Genomic DNA, 21253 nt, shown 5'->3' on the forward strand with positions numbered 1-21253 from the left:
CCGTCGGGGCGCTATTCGGTGTCGGTTTTCAGGGTCGCGGTCAGGGTCTGCCAGGCGTGCTGCTCCGCCGTGGTCAGCGGCCGCTCGGGAAGGTCGTGTCCGGGCGGATCACCGTCGGTCTCGTCGAGCTGCTCATCCTTCTCGGCGCGCAGCTTGAGCAGCAGATCGGCCGGCAGGAGGAGGACGGTGACGCTGACCATGCTGAAACTCATCACCAGGTCGTCTCCGTTGGTGCGCAGCCAGGGGACGATCCGCCTGCGCCACAAACCAGAGATTGCTCGTAAAGCTCGCATGACAGGGCTCCTAAGCGGGTTGCGAGAACGATTTTATGGATCGTTCTTTTCCGCCGCTAATACCGTTCTTAAGCGTTCCCCCATCGCCGGCGTCAATTCCTAGCAGGGTTGACAAGCATTTACCAGCGGCTTTAACGTGACGGCCACGAGCGGGCGTCCGAGACCCCGATTCGCCACGGAATTCGGCACGACACTAGGGAGGTGTCGAATCATGTCCGAGACCCTGTACGAGGAATGTCGCCTGGAAGGTGGCCCCGGCTACATGCCCGATGACCTGCGCAGCACCCACGTGTCCATGACGGACCACAAGGTGAAGGTCATGTTCTACAACGGGTGGGAGCACTTCGAACGGATCAACGAATTCACCGAGACCGGCGTGCCCATCTTCCGCTGGACGATGCGGACCAAAACGGCAGAGTGACGAGGCGCCGTCGGGCAGCGTGGCCAGACGGCGCCCAGCCGTAATTGCCGCTCAGACGTCAACGGGCGCGTGACTGGCGCCGTTCACACCCTCGTCGATCCGGTCGTCGAGCGCCGCCGCCAATTCGCCGCGCTGCCGGATGCCCAGTTTCCGGTACGCCCGGGTGAGATGCTGTTCGACAGTGCTCACCGTGATGTAGAGCTGGTCGGCGACGGCACGGTTGGTGTAGCCGGACGCCGCCAGGGCGGCGACCCGCCGCTCGGCATCGCTGAGGCTCTCCGACCCGTACGCGTCGACGCTCGCCAGTCGCGCGCCATTGGTGACCGGCTCCGGATCGGCCCGGTTCAGGCGCTCCAGCAATGGCCGGCAACCGCACTGCTCGGCGAGTTCCCGGGCGGTGCGGTCGGCCATCCGCGCGCGGTTCAGCTGGCCCGCCGCCCGCAGCGCGTCGGCGAGTTCGGCGCACACCCACGCGGTCGTGACCCGGTCCTCGCCCGCCATCAGCAACTCGGCGGCCTCTTCGAGCAGCGCCAGTCGCTGCTCCGGTGCGCTGACCGCGGCGAGCACCGCCATGGCCGCGCCGCGAACCTCCGGGTAGCGGTCGCCGAGTAGTCTGAGCTGCTTGTTCGCCTGCTCCCGGCACTGCCGTCGAAACCCCTGCTTGAGGTACGCCTGGGCGAGGCCGAGTCGCCACGGGACCACCCCCGTCACGTCGTACTGCCAAGCCTTGACCATCCGGCCGCACGACTGGAAGTCGCGGACCGCGGCCTGCACCTGGTCGGTGGCCAGGTAGAAGGTGCCGCGGGCGTAGAGGTGCTTCAGGCCGAAGGGCGTGGTCAACGTGCTCGCCGGCAGCGCGACGTCCAGATACCCGGCCGCGGCCGCGTAGTCCCCGGCCAGCGTCGAGCCCGTGATCAGGGTCGCCAACACTCCCCCAAGGGCCACCCCCCAACCTTGCAGTGAGATGGTGGACAACGCCGTCCTTGCCGTGGCGTGGGCCTCGGCAACGGCGCCGCGGCGCAGCATGATCTCGGCCCGCAGGGCCAGGATCAACGCCCGCCAGGTGGGCGTCCGGCTGACCGGCTCCTCCACCAGCCGCCGGTCGCACCACCCCACGGCCAGGTCCGTCCGGCCCGCCACGATCAGGATCGACAACGCGGTGAACAGGGTCGGCAGTGCGCCGTCGGTGATCGGTGAACGGTCCAGCAGTCCCCGCGCCAACTCGATCGTCTTGGCGTCCGGCCCCCGGCTCGCGGACCGCCGCAGCAAGGCCACGGTCTGCCGCTGTGCTGTCTTCGTGTTCAGGTCCGGCCGGGCCCGCATCAGCGCGGCCCAGCGGCGGTGCAGACGGTTGGCCTCGGCCGGGAACAGCGAGGACAGCCAGAGGATGGTCATCCCGACCGTCGTCACCGCCTGCTCGTCCAGGTCGTCCCGGTCGAACAGGGCGCTGATCGCGTCGATCGCCTCGCCGGGGCGGCCGTGCCAGAGCAGCAGGTGCACGGCCATCATCCGGCAGCGCACGACGGACCGCAGGTCGCCGTCGGCGGTCAGCAGTCCGTGCAGGCAGCGCAGGGCCCGGGCGGGGTCGCGGCGCCACTCGGTTCGGGCCAGCAGTGCGGCAACGGTGGCCCGGTACTTCTCGTCATCGTTCGGCGTCTGCGCGGCGCGAAGGTAGTTGAGGGTGCGGTCGAGGTCGCCCTCGCCGAGCGCCCGCACCGCCTCGTCACACAGCGTCTGTGCCGCCCACGCCTCGGTCACCCGGTCCGCGGCGAGAAGGTGGTCGGCGACGACGCCCTGCGGAAAGCCGGCGCCGTGCAGCACCCGGGCGGCCGCGCCGTGCAAGGGAGCCAACTCCCGTGGTTCGATCCCGGCCAGCACCGCTGCTCGCAACGAAGGGTGCCGGTAGCTGCCGTCCTCCACCAGCCCGGCGTCGACAAGGAGCGCGAGCTCGTGGCCCACCTCCTCGGCGCTCCTGCCGAGCAGTTGGCCCAACAGAGCCGTCGAGCCGTTACCGAGCACCGCGAGCGCCCGGGCCACGTCGCTGGTGGTGGGCTGGCAGCGGTACAGGCAGTCGGCGACCGCGTCGGCGAACCTGTCGCCCGGTGTCGGCCGCCCGCCGGCCCAGTGGCCTTCGCTGTCCTCGATGAGGGCTCGCAGCAGCAGGGGGTTGCCCCCGGTCATCGCCGCGCATTCGGCGACCATCGAGGCGTCGGCGACGGCGGAGGCGGCTCGCAGCACCCCCTCCACACCGACCGGACTGAGCAGGCGTACGGGAATCTGCCGGCAGCTGGGGTTGCGGACCAGGTCGGCCCGCAGGAAACGGTCCTGCCAGTAGCGCCGCGTCCCCTCACTGAGCAGCAGCAGCACGCGCGCGTGTCGCACGCGGCGGGCCAGATAGGACAGGCACTGCAGCGACGGGCGATCCGCCAGGTGCATGTCGTCCACGACGATGACCAGCGGTGCCGCGGCGCCGAGCCGGAGAATCGGCAGGCACAGTCGCTGCAGCGTGTGCATCGCGACCGGGTTCGAGTTGTCGCCCGGTGAGGTGGACCAGGTCAGGGCCACCTCGGCGAGCAGGTCGGTCACGGTGGCCGCTTCCGACTCGGGCAGATCCGCCCGGTGGAGCAACTGGCCCACGATGCCCAGCGGCACCTCCTGCTCGCCGTGCGAGCCGGTGGCGGTCAGCACCTGACAACCAGCGCGTCCGGCTCGCTCGACGAACTCCTGCAACAGGCTGGTCTTACCGCTCCCGGCCGGACCGGTGATCAGACCGATTCCGCCGTTCCCGCGGAGTGCCCCGCTCAGCAGTTCCTCGCATGCTCGCCATTGATATGTTCGTTCGACCAGAGTCATCCAACGCCCCCGTTAGGCTCTGTGCTTCCGACCAAGGCAGCGCCGCCGCAGGCAGCGAACGCCGCCGACCCCCCCAGGGTCGACCGGCTCAACGGAAAGACATCCCACAACTATCGAGAAACACCGGAAAAATGTCGGTTCGATGGCGGCAGATGTCGCGTTCAATTATTTACGGATCAAATATCGGTCGCGCCCAGACGTGCCTCCCGTGGGTCAACTGTCGCTTTCAACGCTAATGCTGCGCTTCGATCACCACGCGGCGCTCAGGATCGTGACCGTCGCCTCGCCCGGTGCATATTCCCAGAGCGCAAAGCTGATTTTGCGCCATGTAACCACGAATCGTCGAAGAGAAATGTCCTCGACCAGATCGAGTGACCTAGATCTCACTACCCGTGAGTCAACCTAGTGATGAGAATTCGGACGTTCCTCCCAACCCGGATAACAATGTTTCGGGAAAGTGAACGGTGTCTTACCATCAGGGCTCGGTGATGACCCGCGTTCGTCCCGGCTGAGCACGTCGGACCGCGTCCGCGGCCCATCGTCGCTCCAGACAGGACGATCCTCGGGAGGAGGGGGCCGAGCGGGAGACTCCTCCCACCTGAGAGCGCAACCCCCACCCCCTCGCGCCCGGCTTCGAGGTGCCGCCGACCACCAGGTGATGCTGCCCGCGGTGGGCGGTCGACCCGCTCGCCGCGCTGCACCGACGACTCTCTGTCACCGACCCACCCCGCTCGTGCTGGCCTATTCGCCCGCCAGCCACCGAAGACGCCACCCCTCGCCCTGGTGCTGGCGTGATGATGGATGATCGGCACCGGACGAACGTCGTCGGTCGTGCGGTGCCAACAAGATCTCAGCGGCGCGTGGACACCGCCGCTCGCCCGCGTAGGATAGGGGACGTCCGTTCCGCTTGTCTATCAACTTGGCTACCGGAGGTAGGTGTGGCGTCACCGGACATGCAACGCCCTGCCGCGTCCTCGGAGCAACCCGCCCGGGCGCTGCGAGCCGACGCCCGACGCAACCGCGAGTTGGTGCTCCGGGCGGCCATCACCGCATTCGCCACCGAGGGCACTTCGGTGAGCGTCGCCGAGATCGCCCGCCGAGCCGGGGTGGGCACCGGCACGGTGAGCCGGCACTTCCCCACAAAGGAATCCCTGTTCGGGGCGATCGTGCACGAGCGGGCCGAGCAGCTCGTGCGCCGCGCGCGCGAGCTGCACGAACGACTGTCGCCGGTCGACGCGTTCTTCGAGTTCTTCACGGTCCTGGTCGCCGAGGGGTCGACCGACCGCGGGCTGGCTGAGGCGCTGGCCAAGGCCGGCTTCGATGTGGAGGCCGCCGCCTCGGCGTCGGCGTACGACTTCGGCACCGCGTTGGCCGACCTGCTCGACGGCGCCCAGGCCGCCGGCGGCGTCCGCCCGGAGATCACCGTGGCCGACATCAAGGCCCTGCTCGAGGGTTGCCTGGCCCGTGAACGCTTCGGCGTCGACTCCGAGGCACGCGGCCGCCTCATCGGGATCATCCGACGCGGCCTACGCCCCGACCCCCGGATGCCACGGCCAGCCCGTCCGACATGACGCCGACAGCGGCGACCGCCGAGCCCGGCCGCGCAACGGCGGCGCCTGACCGGAGCGGGCCAGGGCGGGCGCACCCTGCCCGGTCACCGGGCAGGGTGCGCGACTTCATGCGATGACGGGCCCGAACGAGACGCCACAGAGTCGCTCCGACGCCGCCCAGAGCAGCCGCTGGGCGTCGAGGTCGTGCGACTGGCCGACCGACTCGACCCGGACCGGGCTTCCGGTGTATTCGCGGAAGCCGGACGGCCCGTAATATTCCCCGCCGCGCACTGCGGGATCGGTGGCGGCCCGCAGTAGGGGCAGTGCCCCCTCGGGCGGATGCTGGAAGAGCCATTTCGTGGCCCAGCGCACCAGTGGGCTGCCGATGATCTTTTGCTGTAGTGGGAAGTCGCGGACCAGCTCGGTGTCGGCGTTGCCCGGATGCGCGGCCACCGCGATGGTCTCCGCGCCGATGGCGGCCAGCCGTCGCTGCAACTCGTAGGTGAACAACAGGTTGGCCAGCTTGGACTGGGCGTACGCCTCGCCCCACTTGTAGTTGGCGCTGGACTGCAGATCGTCAAGCCGCAGCCGGGCGTTGCGGTGAGCCACGCTGCTGACCGTCACGATCCGCGAGCCCGGAGTGGGCAGCAGGCGGTCGATCAGGAGGCTGGTCAGCGCGAAGGTGCCGAGGTGGTTCACCCCGAGGTGCAGCTCGTGACCGTCCATTGTGGTGTCCCGGCGCGGGACCATCACACCGGCATTGTTGATCAGCAGATCGATGAACTCGTGCTCGGTGCCGAGCTCTTCGGCCGCCTGGGTCAGCGATGCCAGCGAGGCGAGGTCGACCTGCTGGATGCTCACCCGTGCGCCCGGCGTCGCCTCGGTGATCCGCCGCGCAGCCGCCATCGCGCGCTCCCGGTTGCGGCAGGCGAGCACCAGCGTGGCTCCGCGCGCGGCCAGGACGGACGCCACCTCGAAGCCGAGACCGGTGCTGGCCCCGGTCACCACTGCCACCCTGCCGGTCTGGTCCGGCACGTCGGCCACGGTCCAGGGAGTGCCCTGCGGACTTTGCATCGCCCGTCTCCTTGATCAGGTACGGATAAACGGAATACTTGTCCCGGTTACGTTATGTGATCCGGACGGGCTTGTCCAGAAAAGGGAGCGACTAGGGGACTCGACCGTTCGGACGATCTAGGGGTCACTAGGGGTGGGTTACGGGTCCACCACCTTCCTACGATTTCCCTGTCAGCCTCACGTCACGGGAAGGGACGGTTCGCGATGACCAGCACGGCGGTCGACCCCGGCCGGTGGCTGCGCCGGTTCCATCCGGCGCCGAAAGCCGCCACCGAGCGCCTGCTGCTCTTCCCGCACGCGGGCGGCGCGGCCAGCTTCTACCTGCCCTACTCGGCCACCCTGAGCGGCCGGTTCGACGTGCTCGCGGTGCAGTACCCGGGCCGGCAGGAGCGGCGATCGGAAGCGCAGGTCAGCGAGATCGGCGCGCTGGCCGAGCAGATCGCCGAGGCGCTGGCGGGGCCGGACGACCGGCCGCTCACCTTCTTCGGGCACAGCATGGGCGCGATCGTGGCGTACGAGGTGGCGCTGCGGCTCGAGCGCGCCGGCCGGCCGGCGCCGGCCCATCTGTTCGCCTCCGGCCGACGGGCCCCGTCACGCTACCGGGAGGAGCGGATCCATCAGCGGGACGCGGCCGGCGTCCTGGCCGAGGTCGTCGAGCTGGGTGGGACCGACCCGGCCGTGCTGCGCGACCCGGAACTGGTGGCGATGGTGATGCCGGCGCTGCGGGCCGACTACACCGCCATCGAGTCCTACCGGCACCGCCCGGGCCAGCGAGTCACCTGCCCGATCACCGCGATCGTCGGCGACGCCGATCCGCGCACGACCGAGGAGGAGGCACGGGCCTGGGCGGAGCACACCTCCGGGCCGTTCGCCCTGCACAAACTTCCCGGCGACCACTTCTACCTGGTCGCCGGGAAGGATGCGGTGGTGCGGATCCTGGACCAGCAGCTCAGCTCGCCAGTCCGGCCGCGGTGAGCCGTTCGGCGCGCGGGCCGGCGGTGCCGAGTCGGCCATCAGAGCGCAGGATGCCCTGGTGCAGCTCGCGCAGCGGCCGGCACGGCTCCAGACCAAGCTCGCGGTCGAGCGTCTCCCACGCGCGCTGGTAGACGACAAGCGCGTCGGCTCGCCGCTCGGAGCGGTAGAGGGCGAGCATCAGCTGACGATAGAAGGCCTCACGCAGCGGGTACTGCGCGATAGCGGTGTAGAGGTCGCCAACCAACTCCTGGTGGCGGCCGATGGCCAGATTGGAGTCGTTGAACAGCTCCATGCACTCCAGACGCAGCTCGGTCAGCCAGGTGGCATACCTGTCGATCATGTGGCAGTCGCGCAGGTTGTCGAACGCCGGACCGCGCCACAGCGACAGCCCGGCCCGGAACTTCTCGGCCGCCTCCGCGTGTTGGCCGATGCGGCGCAGCGTCCGTCCTTCGTGAACGAGCCGTTGGAGGTCGTTCACATCCAGGACATCGTCTCCGAGGTGCAGCACATAGCCGGGTGGACGCGTGACGATGGCGGTGTTCTTGGGCCGGTTCAGGAACCGGCGCAACTGGCAGACGTAGACGTGCATCGCGGCCGACGCGCGGCGGGGCAGGCTCTCACCCCAGATCGCGGTGACGAGGTCGTGTTGCGACACCACCTGATCGGCCTGTATCAGCAACACGGCCAGCAGCGTCTCGACCTTCTTGGCGCTGATCGACGACGCATCCGGACCGTCCACGACTCGCAGCGGACCCAGCACTTCATATCGCATCTATTCGAATTCCTCTCGGGCGGTGCGGAAATCGTCCGACGGTGCGGAGAGGTACTGGGCCAACGGTAGGAGCGGGTCGCCGCCGAACTAACCCCAGAAGCGGCCAGCCGACCCCTAACTTCCGACTCAGTAGCGCCGCTCCGACGCCGGCCGACCCGGACGGCCGGAAGGACCGCATTAGGCGTTCTTTAGAACGCCCGCCGATGATCGCCAGCAATTGGATTTTCACGACATCGGAGGCCCGGTGACCGGCACTGTGAGCGCCGAGACGCTGCTCGACCTGCACCAGGCGGGACGGCTTGCCGTCGACTACCCGAGCGTGGCTCGGCTGATCGCGCCGCTCACCGGGGACGACCGGCTGCGGGCCGGCCGGTTGCTCGCCCGGCTCGACCCCGACGAGGTGCTGCGAGAACACCCCGATACCCCGACCCTTACCGCCGCGTTGACCGGCCACGGCACGCTCAGCATGCTGGTTCCGGCGCTGACCGCCGAGCTGGCCCGGCACGGCATCCTGTTGCGTCCGCACCTGACCGACCACGACAGCTACGTCTTCGAGCTGGGCGACCCGGACAGCGGCCTCTATCGTGCGCAGCCGCAGATCACCCTCTGCGTGCTCGACCCACAGGTGGTCTTCGACCGGTTACCGGTGCCGTGGACCCCCGACCAGGTGGCCCAGGCCTTCCAGGCCCACCTGGAGGTGGTGGCCGGCCTGGTCCGGACATTCGCGAGCGCCAACACCGGCACCCTGGTGCTGAACACGCTGCCGCTGCCCCGGCGGTTCACCGCCCAGCTCATCGACCACCGGTCCCGAGCCACCCTGGGCGCGATCTGGCGCGAGGGCAACGCTCGGCTGCTGCGGCTCGCCGCCGAGCACCCGCCGGTGATCTGCCTCGACCTGGATCCGATCCTCTCCGACGGTGTCGCGGCGTACGACCCGGCCCTCAGCACCTACGCCAAGGCACACCTCGCACCGGGCCTGCTCGCCGCGTACGCCCAGGAGGTCGGCCACCTCGGGCGGCACCTGTCCGGCATGACCCGCAAGTGCCTGGTGCTCGACCTGGACAACACGGTCTGGGGTGGGGTCCTCGGCGACGACGGCCCGGAGGGCATCGAGGTGCGGGACAGTCTCCGCGGCGAGGCGTTCCGGGCCTTCCAGTCGGTGGTCAAGCAGCTCGGCTCGCAGGGCGTACTGGTGGCCGCGGTGAGCAAGAACGACCCCGAGCCCGTGCACGCCGTGCTGCGCGAGCACCCCGGAATGACGCTGCGGGACGAGGACTTCGTCCGGGTCGCTGCGAACTGGCGGCCCAAACACGAGAACCTGCGTGAGCTGTCCACGACCCTCAACCTCGGGGTGGACAGCTTCGTCTTCGTCGACGACAACCCCTACGAGTGCGGGCTTGTGCGCCGGGAACTGCCCGGGGTGACAGTGGTGCCGGTGAGCGAGGAGCCGTCCGGGCACGTGCCGGCCCTGCTGCGCGACGGCTGGTTCGACGTCCGGGAGTTGGCCGTCGAAGACCGGGGTCGGCCGGCGCAGTACCGGGACGAGCTGGCCCGTGCGGACTTCCTGGAAACCTTCGAGTCGATCGCCGACTACCTGCGCGAACTCGGTGTGCGGGTGCGACTCGCCGCGCTGACGGACGCCGACGTGGCACGGGTGTCCCAGCTGACCCTGCGCACCAACCAGTTCAACCTGACCACAGAGCGGCTGCAACCGGCGCAGGTGCGGGCTCGCGCCGCCGATCCGGCGCAGCGGATCCTGACCATCCGCTCGGCCGACCGGTTCGGCGACAACGGACTGGTCGGGGTGATCCTGACCCGGCGCGACGGCGACCGTCTCCACATCGACAACTTCCTGCTCAGCTGCCGGGTGTTCGCCCGCGGCATCGAGCAGGCATGCCTGGCCGCGGTGTTGCGGGCCGCGCGCCACGACGGCGTCCGCACTGTGCTCGGCCGCTACCGCCCGACCGCCAAGAACAAGACGGTACGCGACCTCCTGCCGCGCTACGGATTCGCCGAGATCGGCACGGACGGCGACGCCGTCGTGTTCCAGCACGACCTGACCGACCTGCCCATCCACCCCGAGCACATCGACCTGGACGACGGCCTAGGAGGCAGCAACCGATGAACAGCATCGACGATCTCGTCACCCTCATCCGCGACGAGATCGGGCTGCCGATCGACGCGGGTGACGCCGGTCGCTCCTTCGACGAGGTGCCGGGCTGGGACTCGGTCCACATGCTCTGGCTGGCGTCGGCGCTGGAGCGGGCCACCGGGCGCAGCATCTCACTCGTCAATCTCCTCGAGGCGCAGAGCCTCACCGACGTCTACGCGCTGGCGGTGCCGGCGTGAGCGTACGACCGGTCGCGCCGCAGCGGCGGCACACCCTGCACTTCCTCGACGAGATCCGGCAGTTCTCGCCGGTCTTCCTCGACACCGAGGTGGACATGAGCGCGGTCCGGGCGCACCGCCAGACCGCACGGGCGGCCGGTCGCCGGTACTCGATCGTCAGCTACCTGCTTGTGGTGTCGGCCGGCGTGCTGGCCCGGCACCCGGAGGCGAACGCGGCGGTGCGGGGCCGGATCCGCCCGCGAATCAGCAGGTACGACACGGTGAGCGGCAAGCTGACGCTGGACAAGACGCTCGACGGCAAGCGGGTGGTGCTCTCCGCGGTGCTGCCCGACCTGGACCGCAGCGGGCTCGACGAGGTGCAGCGGCAGGTCGACCACTACCGGGACAACGACCCGGCGGTCATGCCGGAGTTCGCCGGCGTCCGGGCCCTGCACCGGCTGCCCTGGCCGGTGCGGCCGTTCGCGTTCCGCCGGGTGGTACGCCCGCTGTCCCGACGGCCGCGGACCTTCGGCACGTTCGCGCTGACCTCGCTCGGACACGCGGCGGTGGACGGCTTCCATTCGGTCGGCGGCACCACTGTGACCCTCGGCGTCGGTCGCATCCTGGACCGGCCGGTGGTGCGGGACGGTGGCCTCGCGATCGCCCCGATGATGCGGCTCAGCCTCGCCTTCGACCATCGGGTCATCGACGGCGCCGAGGCCGCCGACGTGCTCACCGAGATCCGCGCCGGGCTCGAGGCGTACGCGCCGAGCCCGGTCTCCGACGCCGTCGCGGCGGCCACCCGATGAACGACATCGGCGAGCTGAAGCAGTTCGTGGTCGTGCACGCCCGGGCGCAGCGCATCCCCAGCTACGCCAGCGTGCTGAGCGCCATCGAACACGACGACGGCGACCGGTCGGGCTCCTGGGTGGACGGCTGGATCAGGGCCGCCGAGCGGTTCGAGCGCTCCGGGGACCTGCTGTCCGCCTGCCGGGCCTACAACCTGGCCCGCTTCCCGTTCGTCGACGGTCCGGCCCGCGCCGAGGCGCTGCGCCGCTGCGTGGACACCTTCGACCGGTGGCGCAAGGACCATCCGTCGATCGCGCCGCTGGCCGTCGCCCACGACGGTGGCACCGTGCGCTGCTGGACCGCCGGGTTGTCGCGCACCGACCGGAAGCCGCTGCTCCTGGTGATGGCGGGCATCGTGACGGTGAAGGAGCAGTGGGGGCCGGTGTTGCGCCAGGCAGCTCGGCTCGGCATGGCCGGGCTGGTCGCCGAACTGCCCGGGGTCGGCGAGAACACCGCTCCGTACGACGAGAAGAGCTGGCGGATGATCCCCGCTCTGTTGGACGCCGTCGCCGACGGCGCCGACGTGAGCCGGACCTACGCCGTCACGCCGAGCTTCGCCGGGCACCTGGCGCTACGCGCCGCCGTCGACGATCACCGGATCCGAGGCGTGGTGGCGGCGGGAGCGCCGATCAACGCGTTCTTCACCGATCGGGAGTGGTTCGGCGCGCTACCCCGGGTCACCGTCGACACCCTGGCGCACCTCACCGGCAGCCCGGTCGCCGGCCTCGCCGACCGGCTGCGCCCGTGGGCCCTGACCGTCGACCAGCTCGACGCCCTGGACATTCCGGTCGCCGCCGCGGTCAGCACCAGGGACGAGATCATCCCGCCGGCCGACCGGGACATCCTGCGCCGGCACGTACGCCAGCTCTCGGTGCTGACGAACGACGACGTGCACGGCGCACCGGACCACGTGGCCGAGACGCAACTGTGGACTGTCGCGTCTGTCCTGCGGATGCGCGCGGTGCGCTCACCGCAGCGCGCGGTGATCAACCTGGCCTTCCGGGCGGCCCGGGTTCGCGGCCGGCTGACCCGTCCCCGGTAACCGCCACGCGCCTGCCCTGCGTCCGTACCCCGCTGGACCGCGTCGGCCGCGGGCCGGCTCGGGACGCGCGCCCGGATCTGGCGGCACGGCCCTTCGAGGCAGCCGGCCGGACGCGGGAGTCGGATTGACGAGTTGCTCCCGCGGAGGTGGACACACCGATCGCCGGGCTCCCTGGGGCGCCCGGCGATCGGTGTGTCGCGTTGTCGGTCAGTTGGCGTTCCAGTGCCGGCGCAGGGCCGCCACCAGCTCGCCGGCACGCTCGTAGGGGAAGAATAGCTTCCCGCCGTCGACCTCCACCACGTCCGTCGCGCCGGGGATGGCGTCCCGCAGCCAGTACGCCCACTTCAGCTCGAAGTGGAGGTCCGCGGTGCCCCACACGATCAGCGTGGGGGTCTTCAGCTTGCGCAGCTCGGTCTCGGCGGCGAGCAGGTCGGCCGGGTCGAGCGAGGCGAGCAGCTCCTCGAAGCGACGGATCGACTCGGCCGAACCAGCCACCGGCGCCAGGAAGTCGCGCAGCGTGTCGTCGCTGAGCCGATCCGGATGCTCGAAGTTCGCGCCGATCCCCCGCCCACTGGTCCGCGACATCGCCAGGTCGGTGAGCATGCGGCCGGCGAGCGGGGCGAGTTCGCCCTTTCGGGCGAGAGCCACGGTGCCGGCGAAGGCCTCGTTCGGGAGGTTGTCGTGCGCCTCGCAGTTGGTCAGGGTCAGCGTGCGCAGGCGGTGCCCGTGCCGGGCGACGAAGATCTGGCCGACCGCGCCGCCGGTGTCGTTGGTGACCAGGTCGATCTCGGTCAGGTCGAGCGCGGAGCAGAAGTCCTCCACCGCCTCCGCCAGCGCCGGCAGCGACATCTTTCCGGCGAGTGCCGGGCTGCGGCCGTGCAACGGCAGATCGAGCGCGATGCAGCGGCGCTCCCCGCGCAGCTGATCGATCACGTTGCGCCAGATGTGCGCGTTGGTGCCCAGCCCGTGCACGAAGAGGGCTGGCCGGCCGGAGCCGGCGTCCAGATAGCTGATCTCGCCGGAGTCGGTACGGACCGTCCGGCGGAAGGTGTCGACGTCGGTGTCGGTCACTGTCCCGCCTCCCGCGTGACGAGCAGGGCGATGGCCTGCTCGGGGCAGGCCGCGACGCCCCGCTCGACGGCGACGAGCGCGTCGTCGGGCGCCTCGAACTCACCCATCTGGTTGAAGCCGGACTCCTCGTTGACCCGGTAGACCTCGGGGGCCAGGGCCGCGCACATGCCGTGCCCCTGACAGAGGTCGGCGTCCACCCGCACTCTCATGACTCCTCCTTCGGGTCCCAGCTCAGATCCAGGCTGGAGACACCGCGCACTGTGGTGTAGCGACGCAGTGGACTGGTGCCGTCGGTGACCCGGTAACGGGGCACCCGCGCGTGCCACTCCTCGACGCCCAGCTTGAGCACCCGACGGGCCACGTGCATGCCGATGCACCGGTGCGGTCCGATGGCAAAGACCAGTTGGCGCGTCGACGTCCGCTCGAAGTCGACCCGCTCCGGGTCGTTGAAGGCTCGCGGGTCCATGCCGGACATTCCCCACGGCACGAGCACCAGGTCACCAGCGCGCATCAGCACCCCGTGCCGCTCGACGTCCTCGGTGACGATCCGCGCGGTCGCCGAGATCGGGTCGTGCCGGACGAGTTCCTCGACCACCGCCGGGATCTTCTCCGGGTGCTGGACCACCAGGTCCTGCACCTCCGGGTGCTCGGCGAGGTAGGTGAAGACCACACTGATCATCGCCGTGGTGGTGTCGAAGGCAGCAAGCATGTTGGTGAACGCGACGTTGACCATCTCGGCCTGGGTGAGCGGCCGACCGTCGAAGGTCGTCTGCAACAGCCGGCTCAGCACGTCCCGGCGCCCCTCGTAGCCCTCGACGCGACGCCGGTCGATGGCGTCGCTGAAGAACTGCAGCAGCGGTTGGTTGGCCGCCTTGATCTCGTCGTCGTTGCCGGCCTGCCGGATGGCCCGGAGCAGCCAGTCCTTGTACTCGCGGATCTGCTTGAGGTACTCCCGACCGATGCCGAAGAAGATCAGGAAGGCCTCCGCGGGCAGCCTCGACGCGACCTCGCCGATGAACTCGCAGCGCCCGTTGTCCGCCACCGACGCCACCGTCTCGCGGACGGCCTCCCGCAGTTGGGCGTCGAAATGGTTGACCACGCCCGGGTTGAAGAGATCGGTGAGCGCCTGCCGCCACATCCGGTGGTCGTCGCCGTCCAACTGGATCGGGATCTGCTTGTGCTCGGACATCTGGTGCGCCGGAATCGACAGCACGCTCGAGGAGAAGATCTCCGGGGTGCGCGCCACCCACTCCATGTCGGCGAAGCGCGTGACGATCCAGTAGCCGCCCAACTCCTCGGACCACACGATCGGCGCGTGCTCCTGGATCTCCCGGAAGTAGGTGACCGGGTCCTCCTGCAACCACGGCTGGTACACGCTCCAGCGCCGGATGCGCTCCTCCAGTGTCGCGGGCGCCTGTAGGACGGGCCCGGGAACGGTTGGTGCTTCGGTCATGTCGCGCTCCTCAATCACTTGGCTACTGACATGGCGGGCGAGGGGGTGGCGGACGACGGGTCCACAGTGCCGAACCAGTGGGTGACGGCAGTGCGCAGCCGTTCGTCCCCGGTGCCGTCGACGTCCACGTACGCGACGTGACCGTCCGGGCGAACCAGCACGCGGGCTCCGCCGAGCCCGTCGGCGGGCTCCGCGGCGACCACCCGCAACCGGTCGGCCCAGTCCTCGAAACCGGGTGAAGCGGTGCCGCCGCGCGCGTCGATCAGCAGCCCGCGGCCGTCCCGCAGCAGCACCGCCACGCTGGTCTCGCCGGCCGCGGTACGCAGCGGGAGGTCCGGGATCCGGTAGCCGAGCAGCGGGTGCTCGGGGGCCGGCTCGCCGCCGTACGCCATCGGGTAGCGGATGCCCAGGCCGGTGGCCCGCTCGATGATGTAGCGGCTCACCTCGTCGAACTTCACGAGCGCACCGATGAACTCACGCAACGGGCGGGCGGTCTGCGGAGGGTGGATGAGCGCGGTCTGCACCTGCGGGTAGACGCAGGCCTCCCGCCCGATCGGCCAGCGTTCGTGGTGGTAGGAGTCGAGCAACTCGTCGCCGCCCCATCCGCGCACCGCCGCGGCCAGCTTCCAGCCGAGGTTCATGGCGTCCTGGATGCCGGTGTTGAGTCCCTGCCCGGCCGACGGGAAGTGGATGTGCGCGGCGTCGCCGGCCAGCAGAACCCGACCGTCCCGATAGCGCTCGGCCAGGCGAGTGGCGTTGCCGAACCGGGTGAACCAGCCGTACCGGCCGATCTTCAGGTCGATGCCGGTGATGCGGAGGAAGGCGGCCTTGAACTCCTCCAGCGTCACCGGAACCTCGTCACCGGCCCGATCCGAGTCGAACTCGATGGCGGTGGCCCGCCACATACCCGGCTCGTCCGGGTGCGGAATGACAGCGGCCAGGCCGGTCGGGTAGATCGGCTGACCGATCCCGCCCTGGTAGCGCTCGTCGAGGATCTCGACGTCGCCGGTGCGGCCACAGACCGTGGAGTCGGTTCCGGGAAACGCGAACTCGGCGAGCTTCCGCACCGTCGACCGGCCGCCATCGCAGCCGACCAGGTACGAGGCCCGCAGGTCGTACTCCTCGCCGTCGCCACGCACCCGCACCGTGACACCGAGATCGTCCTGCTCGAGCCCGACCAGCTCGTGGCCGTAGCGGATGCGGACGCCGAGGGCGGCGACCCGCTCCTCGAGCACCTGCTCCACCCGGCGCTGCGACACCACCAGCGGCAGATCGGCCGCGTCCAGCGCGGTCACGCCGGGAAAGCCGAAGTTGTAGTTCATGAAGGTGCGGGCGCCCTCGAACTGGTCGAGGCCGCGCTGGTGGAACATGTGCACCGAACTCATGTGGATGGCGAACGCGCGGGCCGCGCTCATCGGCTCGGGCAGCCGGTCCACCACGATCACCGGCACGTCGACAAGCGCGAGTTCGGCGGCGAGCATCAGACCGGTGGGCCCGGCACCGGCCACCACCACAGGCAGGACATCGCTCATCAGACAGCCCTCCCCGCCGTGGGCTGGCCGAACCAGGTAAGCAGCGCGGCCGGCAGCACGGCGTCGGCGCCGCTTCCGGCGTACGCGACGTAGCCGTCCGGACGCACCAGCAGCGCCCCGTCCTCGAAGCCCTCGATGCTCGTCGCCCGAACGAGCGTCAGGCGGTCCCGCCAGGGAGCGGCGACCTCGGCCGCGGCGCCGTCCCCGGTCAGCACCAGCAGCCCGTGCCCGGACCGCAGCAGCACCGCCAGGCTGGTCGGGCCGTCCTCGGTGACCAGCGGCAGGTCGGGCACGCGCAGGCCCAGCAGGGGATGCTCGGGCGCGGGGGTTCCGTCGTAGACCATGGGATAGCGGATGCCGGTGCCGGTGGCCCGGTCGATGAGGTAGCGCCGCACCTCCTCGAACTGGGTCAGCGCGGCGATGAACTCCCGCAGCGGTCCAGCCTTGTCCGCCGGATGCAGCAGTGACATCTGGACCTGTGGGTAGACGGTCACCTCCCGGCCGATCGGCAGCCGCTCCTGCTGGTAGGTGTCGAGCAGCTCGTCGCCCGCCCATCCGCGCAGCACCGAGGCCAGCTTCCAGCCCAGGTTCACGGCATCCTGGATGCCGGTGTTGAGGCCCTGGCCGGCCGAGGCGAAGTGGATGTGCGCCGAGTCGCCGGCCAGGAAGACGCGGCCCTCGCGGTACCGCTCGGCCAGCCGGGTGGCGTCACCGAACCGGGTCAGCCACGGCGAACCGGCGACCTTGAGGGTGATGCCGGAGACCCGCTCGAACGCGGCGACGAACTCCTCCACGGTGATCGGCACCTCGTCCGGCGGGCGCTCGGCGGTGAACTCCACAACCGTGGCCCGGGACAGGCTCGGGTCGTCCGGGTTCTGCACTGTCGCGGCCAGGCCGGTCGGGAAGAACGGCGATCCGATGCCGTTGCGGTACTCCTCGTTGAGGATCTCGACATCGCCGGTGCGGCCGCTCAACGTGGCCTCGGTGCCGGGGAAGCCGATGCCGACCGCCTTGCGCACCACACTCCGGCCGCCGTCGCAGCCCACCAGGTAGCTCCCGCGCACGGAGTATTCGCCGTCGGGGCCGTTCACCGTCACTGTCACACCCTCGGCGTCGGCCTCGACACCGACCACCTCGTGCCCCCGCCGGGTCACCACGCCGAGTTCGGCGACCCGGTCGGCGAGCAGTTTCTCCACCCGCCGCTGCGGGAAGACGATCGGGAACTTCTCCGGCTCCGCGTTTGTCAGGCCGGGAAAGCCCCAGTCGAAGCTCGGGAACCGGCCGGCGCCGTCGAACTTGTCGAGGCCTCGCTGCCGGAACATCTGTTGCGAGCTGAGGTGGAAGCCGAAGGTCTGCGACCAGGTCGGCACCGTGGCGCGGCGTTCCAGCAGCACCACCGGCACACCGGCCAACCCCAGCTCGGCGGCGAGCATCAGGCCGGTCGGTCCGGCTCCGGCAACGATCACGGGATCAGGCATGCGGCCACTCCTCGGGGGTGCGGTGGCCGGAAGCGTCGGGCCCGCGGCCATGGTCCGCACATGCTCGACGACCGACCTTTGCCGTTCCTAAGGCGAGACCAAATCGGCCGGCGGCCACCTAACAACGGCTTAAGAACTCCACTAGCCGATGCCGGGATGCTGGCGGCCGACCGAAAAGACACGTCACGTCGAAGGGCACGCGAGCATGCACACCACCACGTTGGGCAAAACCGGGCTGACGGTCTCGGCTCTCGGGCTCGGCTGTATGGGAATGAGCGAGTTCTACGGCGACGCCGACCGCGCCGAGTCGCTGGCGACGCTGGGTCGGGCCGTGGAGCTGGGCGTCACCTTCCTCGACACGTCCGACGCGTACGGCATCGGCGACAACGAGGAACTGCTCGGTGAGTTCCTGGCCGGCACCGACCGGTCGGCGATCACCGTGGCCACCAAGTTCGGCGCCGTACGGGACAAGGCGACCGGACGCCCGGTCGGCATGCGCGGCGACGCCGCCTACGTCCGCGAGGCGTGCGACGCGAGCCTGTCCCGGCTCGGCATCGACCACATCGACCTGTACTACCTGCACTTCCCGGCGCCGGGCACGCCGATCGAGGAGACCGTCGGCGCGATGGCCGATCTGGTGACGGCGGGCAAGGTCGGCCACATCGGGCTGTCCAACGTGACCGCCGCGCAGGTGCGGGCCGGGCATGCCGTGCACCCGCTCGCCGCGGTGCAGAACGAGTGGTCGCTGTTCACCCGGGACTCCGAGGCCGCACTGGTGCCGGCCTGCGCCGAGCTGGGCATCGGCCTGGTGCCGTACTCGCCGCTCGGTCGTGGCTTCCTGACCGGGGCGCAGACCTCCACCGAAGGGCTCGCGCCGAACGACTTCCGGCAGGCCATCCCCCGCTTCGCGGCCGAGAACGCGCCGCACAACGCCGGTCTGCTCAAGCCGATCCAGGACATCGCGGCGGGGCACGGCGTGACCCCCGCCCAGGTGGCCCTCGCCTGGCTGCTGGCGCAGGGCGAACGCCACGGTGTCCCGGTGGCCCCGATTCCGGGCACCCGCAGCCCGCAGCGGCTGGCCGAGAACGCGGCTGCCACCGAGCTGACCCTGAGCGAGGAGGAACTCGCCCTCCTCGCGCCGATCGCGAGCCAGGTGCTCGGCGAGGGCCGTCCCGCCATCCCGGCGGCCGTCGCCGGGCGCAAGTGAGGGAGATGAGCATGAATCTGACCGGCCAACGGGTGGTCGTCATCGGGGGCACCTCCGGCATCGGGCTGGCGGTGGCCCGCACCGCGGCCGAGGACGGCGCGTCAGTGGTCGTCGCCTCGCGTACCAAGACCCGCATCGACGCGGCGCTGGAGAGCCTGCCCGCGGGTGTCCGGGGCGAGCAGGTGGACGTTTCGGACGAGTACGACGTACGCGAGTTCTTCGCCCGGGTCGGCGCCTTCGACCACCTCGCCTACACCGCCGGCGACCACATCCGGATCCGCCCCATCACCGAGATTCCCCTCGACGCGGCGAAGGCCTTCTTCGGCACCATGTACTGGGGTGCCTTCACCGCTGCGAAGCACGCGGTCGGCGTCATCCGACCGTCCGGATCGATCACCTTCACCTCCGGGATCATCGCGGTGCGCCCGGCGCCGGGCACGTCGGCGCAGTCCGGGGTCACCGCCGCTGTCGAGTCGTTGAGCCGGGCGCTCGCCGTCGAGCTCGGCCCGATCCGGGTCAACACCGTGCGGCTGGGTCCGGTGCCCACCGGCGGCGTCGATCTGCCCAATCAGGAGGTGATGTACAAGGCGCTGCGTCGGCAGCTGCTCACCCGCGAGCTGGGCAAGCCGGCCCAGGCCGCCGAGGCGTACCTGTATCTGATGCGCAGCGGCTTCGCGACCGGGACGGTGATGCCGGTCGACGGCGGCTACGAGCTCGCGGCCAGCCCGTTCCTGCTGGCCGAGGCCCGCGCCGCCGCCGGAGGCACCGGATGACCGCCGACGTGGTCGTCGCCGGCGGCGGACCGAACGGGCTGATGCTCGCCTGCGAGCTCCGGCTGGCCGGGCTGCGGCCGGTGGTCCTGGAGCGTCTGCCCGAGCGCAGCCGGGCCATCCGCGCGGAGGCGCTGGTCGGGCGGGTGCTCGAACTGCTCGACCGGCGCGGCCTGTACGGCCGGCTCAGCCCGGGGCAGGACGGCCCGGTGACCACGCCGTTCTTCAACTTCGGCGGGGTGCCGCTGGACCTGCGCGAGTTGCCTGTCAATCCGTTGTACCTGCTGCGTATCCCGCAGCCGGTGCTCGAGGAGCGGCTCGGCGAGCGGGCCGCCGAGCTCGGCGTGGATCTGCGCCGCGACCACGAGGTGCTCGGCTTCGACCAGGACGCCGACGGGGTCCGGGTACGGGTCCGGACTCCGGACGGCGAGCAGGAGATCGTCGCCCGCTACCTGGTCGGCTGCGACGGCGCGCACAGCACGATCCGCAAGAGCGCCGGAATCCCGTTCCCCGACTACGGCGACCAGGATGTCATCTCCCGGGGCGCGGACGTCGTGCTGCCCGCCGAGGTTTTGGGCGGCGAGCAGGGCTCGGACGACATCCTCCAGCGCAACAGCTGGTTGGAGACTCCGGAGCTGGGCCGGGTCCCGTTCGGCTACCACCGCAACGACCGGGGCGCGTACGCGATCGGCTCGTTCCAGCCCGGTGTGCAGATCGTGGCGACCTGGGAATGGGGTCGGGCGCACATCGACCCGGCCGTCCCGGCGACGGTGGCCGAGGTCGCCGAGAGCCTGGGCCGCATCCTCGGGGCCGAGGTGCCGATGAGCGAGCCACCCGGTCCTGGACCGCACCGGTTGTACCGACTCGCCGGTGACAGCCGGGTGGCCGAGCGGTACCGGTCCGGCCGCGTCTTCCTGGTCGGGGACGCGGCACACGTGCACGCCGGGATCAACGGCCCCGGGCTGAATCTGGGATTGCAGGACGGCGTGAACCTGGCCTGGAAACTGGCTGCCGCGCTGCACGGTTGGGCGCCGCCCGGCCTGCTGGACACCTACCAGCAGGAGCGCCGCCCGGCCGCGGAGCGGGTCGTGATGCAGACCCAGGCCCAGGCCGCCCTGATGGCGCCGGGCGCCAACGTGACCTCGTTGCGGGAGTTGTTCGGGGAGCTGATCGGCAACCCGGACACACTCGGCGCAATCACCGCGGTGATGGCGGGAACGGATTTGCACTACCCGGCGCCGGACACCACCCAACCGCACGCCATGACCGGCCGCTGGGCACCGGACGTGTGCTTCTCGTCGGCGCACGGCACGACCCGGCTTGCCGATCTGATGCGTGGCGCCCGTCCGGTCCTGCTCGATTTCACAGCGGACGGCGCGGTGACGGAGCTGGCCAACGGTTGGAAGGACCGGGTGGACCTGGTCGTCGGCCAGGACGCGGATCTGGCCGTGGACGCGCTACTGGTGCGCCCGGACGGTTACGTGGCCTGGGCCGCGGACCTGCGGACGCCGCCGGCTGTGGTCGAAACCGGCCTGGCTGCGGCCCTGCGGTCATGGTTCGGCCCGGCGGCCTGAACCGGCGGCTC

19 protein-coding genes are annotated in these 21253 nt (G+C 70.5%); 10 read left to right on the forward strand and 9 right to left on the reverse strand.

Going from position 1 to position 21253, the window contains the following annotated elements; all coding sequences use genetic code 11:
- Positions 1-11: 11 nt before the first annotated feature.
- Positions 12-200 (reverse strand): hypothetical protein, encoded by a 189-nt coding sequence (locus tag ACQPWW_RS21045; RefSeq protein WP_433124912.1) that lies wholly within the window; start codon positions 198-200, stop codon positions 12-14.
- 304 nt (positions 201-504) lie between these two features.
- On the opposite strand from ACQPWW_RS21045, the gene ACQPWW_RS21050 reads away from it, so the two are divergent.
- Entirely contained in the window at positions 505-714 is a 210-nt protein-coding gene (locus ACQPWW_RS21050) for a DUF5988 family protein (RefSeq protein WP_433124914.1), read from the forward strand.
- Positions 715-765: 51 nt separating this feature from the next.
- Here ACQPWW_RS21050 and ACQPWW_RS21055 read toward each other — a convergent pair whose 3' ends face one another.
- Positions 766-3567: an ATP-binding protein gene (locus tag ACQPWW_RS21055; protein ID WP_433124916.1), complete on the reverse strand. Its 2802-nt coding sequence runs from the start codon at positions 3565-3567 to the stop codon at positions 766-768.
- Between the two features lie 953 nt (positions 3568-4520).
- On the opposite strand from ACQPWW_RS21055, the gene ACQPWW_RS21060 reads away from it, so the two are divergent.
- The gene (locus tag ACQPWW_RS21060; protein ID WP_433124918.1) at positions 4521-5138 is read left to right on the forward strand and encodes a TetR/AcrR family transcriptional regulator; all 618 of its coding nucleotides are present in this window, start codon (positions 4521-4523) and stop codon (positions 5136-5138) included.
- A 105-nt stretch (positions 5139-5243) separates the two neighbouring features.
- Here the strand turns inward: ACQPWW_RS21060 and ACQPWW_RS21065 are convergent, their stop codons facing one another.
- Positions 5244-6191, reverse strand: a complete 948-nt coding sequence (locus tag ACQPWW_RS21065) for an oxidoreductase (protein ID WP_433124919.1) — start codon at positions 6189-6191, stop codon at positions 5244-5246.
- 204 nt (positions 6192-6395) lie between these two features.
- Here ACQPWW_RS21065 and ACQPWW_RS21070 point away from each other — a divergent pair, with 204 nt between their 5' ends.
- Positions 6396-7166, forward strand: a complete 771-nt coding sequence (locus ACQPWW_RS21070) for a thioesterase II family protein (protein ID WP_433124920.1) — start codon at positions 6396-6398, stop codon at positions 7164-7166.
- Here ACQPWW_RS21070 and ACQPWW_RS21075 read toward each other — a convergent pair.
- Positions 7141-7938 (reverse strand): AfsR/SARP family transcriptional regulator, encoded by a 798-nt coding sequence (locus ACQPWW_RS21075; RefSeq protein ID WP_433124921.1) that lies wholly within the window; start codon positions 7936-7938, stop codon positions 7141-7143. The two genes, ACQPWW_RS21070 and ACQPWW_RS21075, sit on opposite strands and share 26 nt — an antisense overlap.
- A 244-nt stretch (positions 7939-8182) precedes the next feature.
- Here ACQPWW_RS21075 and ACQPWW_RS21080 point away from each other — a divergent pair, with 244 nt between their 5' ends.
- Genes ACQPWW_RS21080 through ACQPWW_RS21095 form a run of 4 tightly spaced genes read left to right on the forward strand, consistent with a single transcriptional unit; the run spans position 8183 to position 12157 of the window.
- The gene (locus ACQPWW_RS21080) at positions 8183-10063 is read left to right on the forward strand and encodes an HAD-IIIC family phosphatase (RefSeq protein ID WP_433124923.1); all 1881 of its coding nucleotides are present in this window, start codon (positions 8183-8185) and stop codon (positions 10061-10063) included.
- Positions 10060-10287: an acyl carrier protein gene (locus tag ACQPWW_RS21085; RefSeq protein WP_355032352.1), complete on the forward strand. Its 228-nt coding sequence runs from the start codon at positions 10060-10062 to the stop codon at positions 10285-10287. Before ACQPWW_RS21080 ends, ACQPWW_RS21085 begins: the two co-directional genes overlap by 4 nt.
- Entirely contained in the window at positions 10284-11075 is a 792-nt protein-coding gene (locus ACQPWW_RS21090; RefSeq protein WP_433124924.1) for a 2-oxo acid dehydrogenase subunit E2, read from the forward strand. Before ACQPWW_RS21085 ends, ACQPWW_RS21090 begins: the two co-directional genes overlap by 4 nt.
- Positions 11072-12157, forward strand: coding sequence for an alpha/beta hydrolase (locus ACQPWW_RS21095; protein WP_433124926.1), 1086 nt, complete (start codon positions 11072-11074; stop codon positions 12155-12157). The genes ACQPWW_RS21090 and ACQPWW_RS21095 overlap by 4 nt, the downstream gene beginning before the upstream one ends.
- Positions 12158-12364: 207 nt before the next feature.
- On the opposite strand, the gene ACQPWW_RS21100 is transcribed toward ACQPWW_RS21095, so the two are convergent.
- Genes ACQPWW_RS21100 through ACQPWW_RS21120 form a run of 5 tightly spaced genes read right to left on the reverse strand, consistent with a single transcriptional unit; the run spans position 12365 to position 17691 of the window.
- Positions 12365-13228: an alpha/beta fold hydrolase gene (locus ACQPWW_RS21100; RefSeq protein ID WP_433124928.1), complete on the reverse strand. Its 864-nt coding sequence runs from the start codon at positions 13226-13228 to the stop codon at positions 12365-12367.
- Entirely contained in the window at positions 13225-13437 is a 213-nt protein-coding gene (locus ACQPWW_RS21105) for a ferredoxin (RefSeq protein WP_433124929.1), read from the reverse strand. Before ACQPWW_RS21105 ends, ACQPWW_RS21100 begins: the two co-directional genes overlap by 4 nt.
- Entirely contained in the window at positions 13434-14681 is a 1248-nt protein-coding gene (locus ACQPWW_RS21110; RefSeq protein WP_433124930.1) for a cytochrome P450, read from the reverse strand. Before ACQPWW_RS21110 ends, ACQPWW_RS21105 begins: the two co-directional genes overlap by 4 nt.
- 14 nt (positions 14682-14695) lie before the next feature.
- A complete protein-coding gene (locus ACQPWW_RS21115) occupies positions 14696-16213 on the reverse strand; it encodes an FAD-dependent monooxygenase (RefSeq protein ID WP_433124932.1) in 1518 nt (505 codons plus the stop codon).
- Positions 16213-17691: an FAD-dependent monooxygenase gene (locus ACQPWW_RS21120; RefSeq protein WP_433124935.1), complete on the reverse strand. Its 1479-nt coding sequence runs from the start codon at positions 17689-17691 to the stop codon at positions 16213-16215. Before ACQPWW_RS21120 ends, ACQPWW_RS21115 begins: the two co-directional genes overlap by 1 nt.
- Before the next feature lie 271 nt (positions 17692-17962).
- On the opposite strand from ACQPWW_RS21120, the gene ACQPWW_RS21125 reads away from it, so the two are divergent.
- Genes ACQPWW_RS21125 through ACQPWW_RS21135 form a run of 3 tightly spaced genes read left to right on the forward strand, consistent with a single transcriptional unit; the run spans position 17963 to position 21242 of the window.
- A complete protein-coding gene (locus tag ACQPWW_RS21125) occupies positions 17963-18898 on the forward strand; it encodes an aldo/keto reductase (protein ID WP_433124937.1) in 936 nt (311 codons plus the stop codon).
- 11 nt (positions 18899-18909) lie between these two features.
- Positions 18910-19671: an SDR family oxidoreductase gene (locus tag ACQPWW_RS21130; RefSeq protein ID WP_433124938.1), complete on the forward strand. Its 762-nt coding sequence runs from the start codon at positions 18910-18912 to the stop codon at positions 19669-19671.
- Positions 19668-21242, forward strand: a complete 1575-nt coding sequence (locus ACQPWW_RS21135; RefSeq protein ID WP_433124939.1) for an FAD-dependent monooxygenase — start codon at positions 19668-19670, stop codon at positions 21240-21242. The genes ACQPWW_RS21130 and ACQPWW_RS21135 overlap by 4 nt, the downstream gene beginning before the upstream one ends.
- Positions 21243-21253: the final 11 nt, after the last annotated feature.

The sequence above is a fragment of the Micromonospora sp. CA-240977 genome, from assembly GCF_050942285.1.
Classification (GTDB): domain Bacteria; phylum Actinomycetota; class Actinomycetes; order Mycobacteriales; family Micromonosporaceae; genus Micromonospora.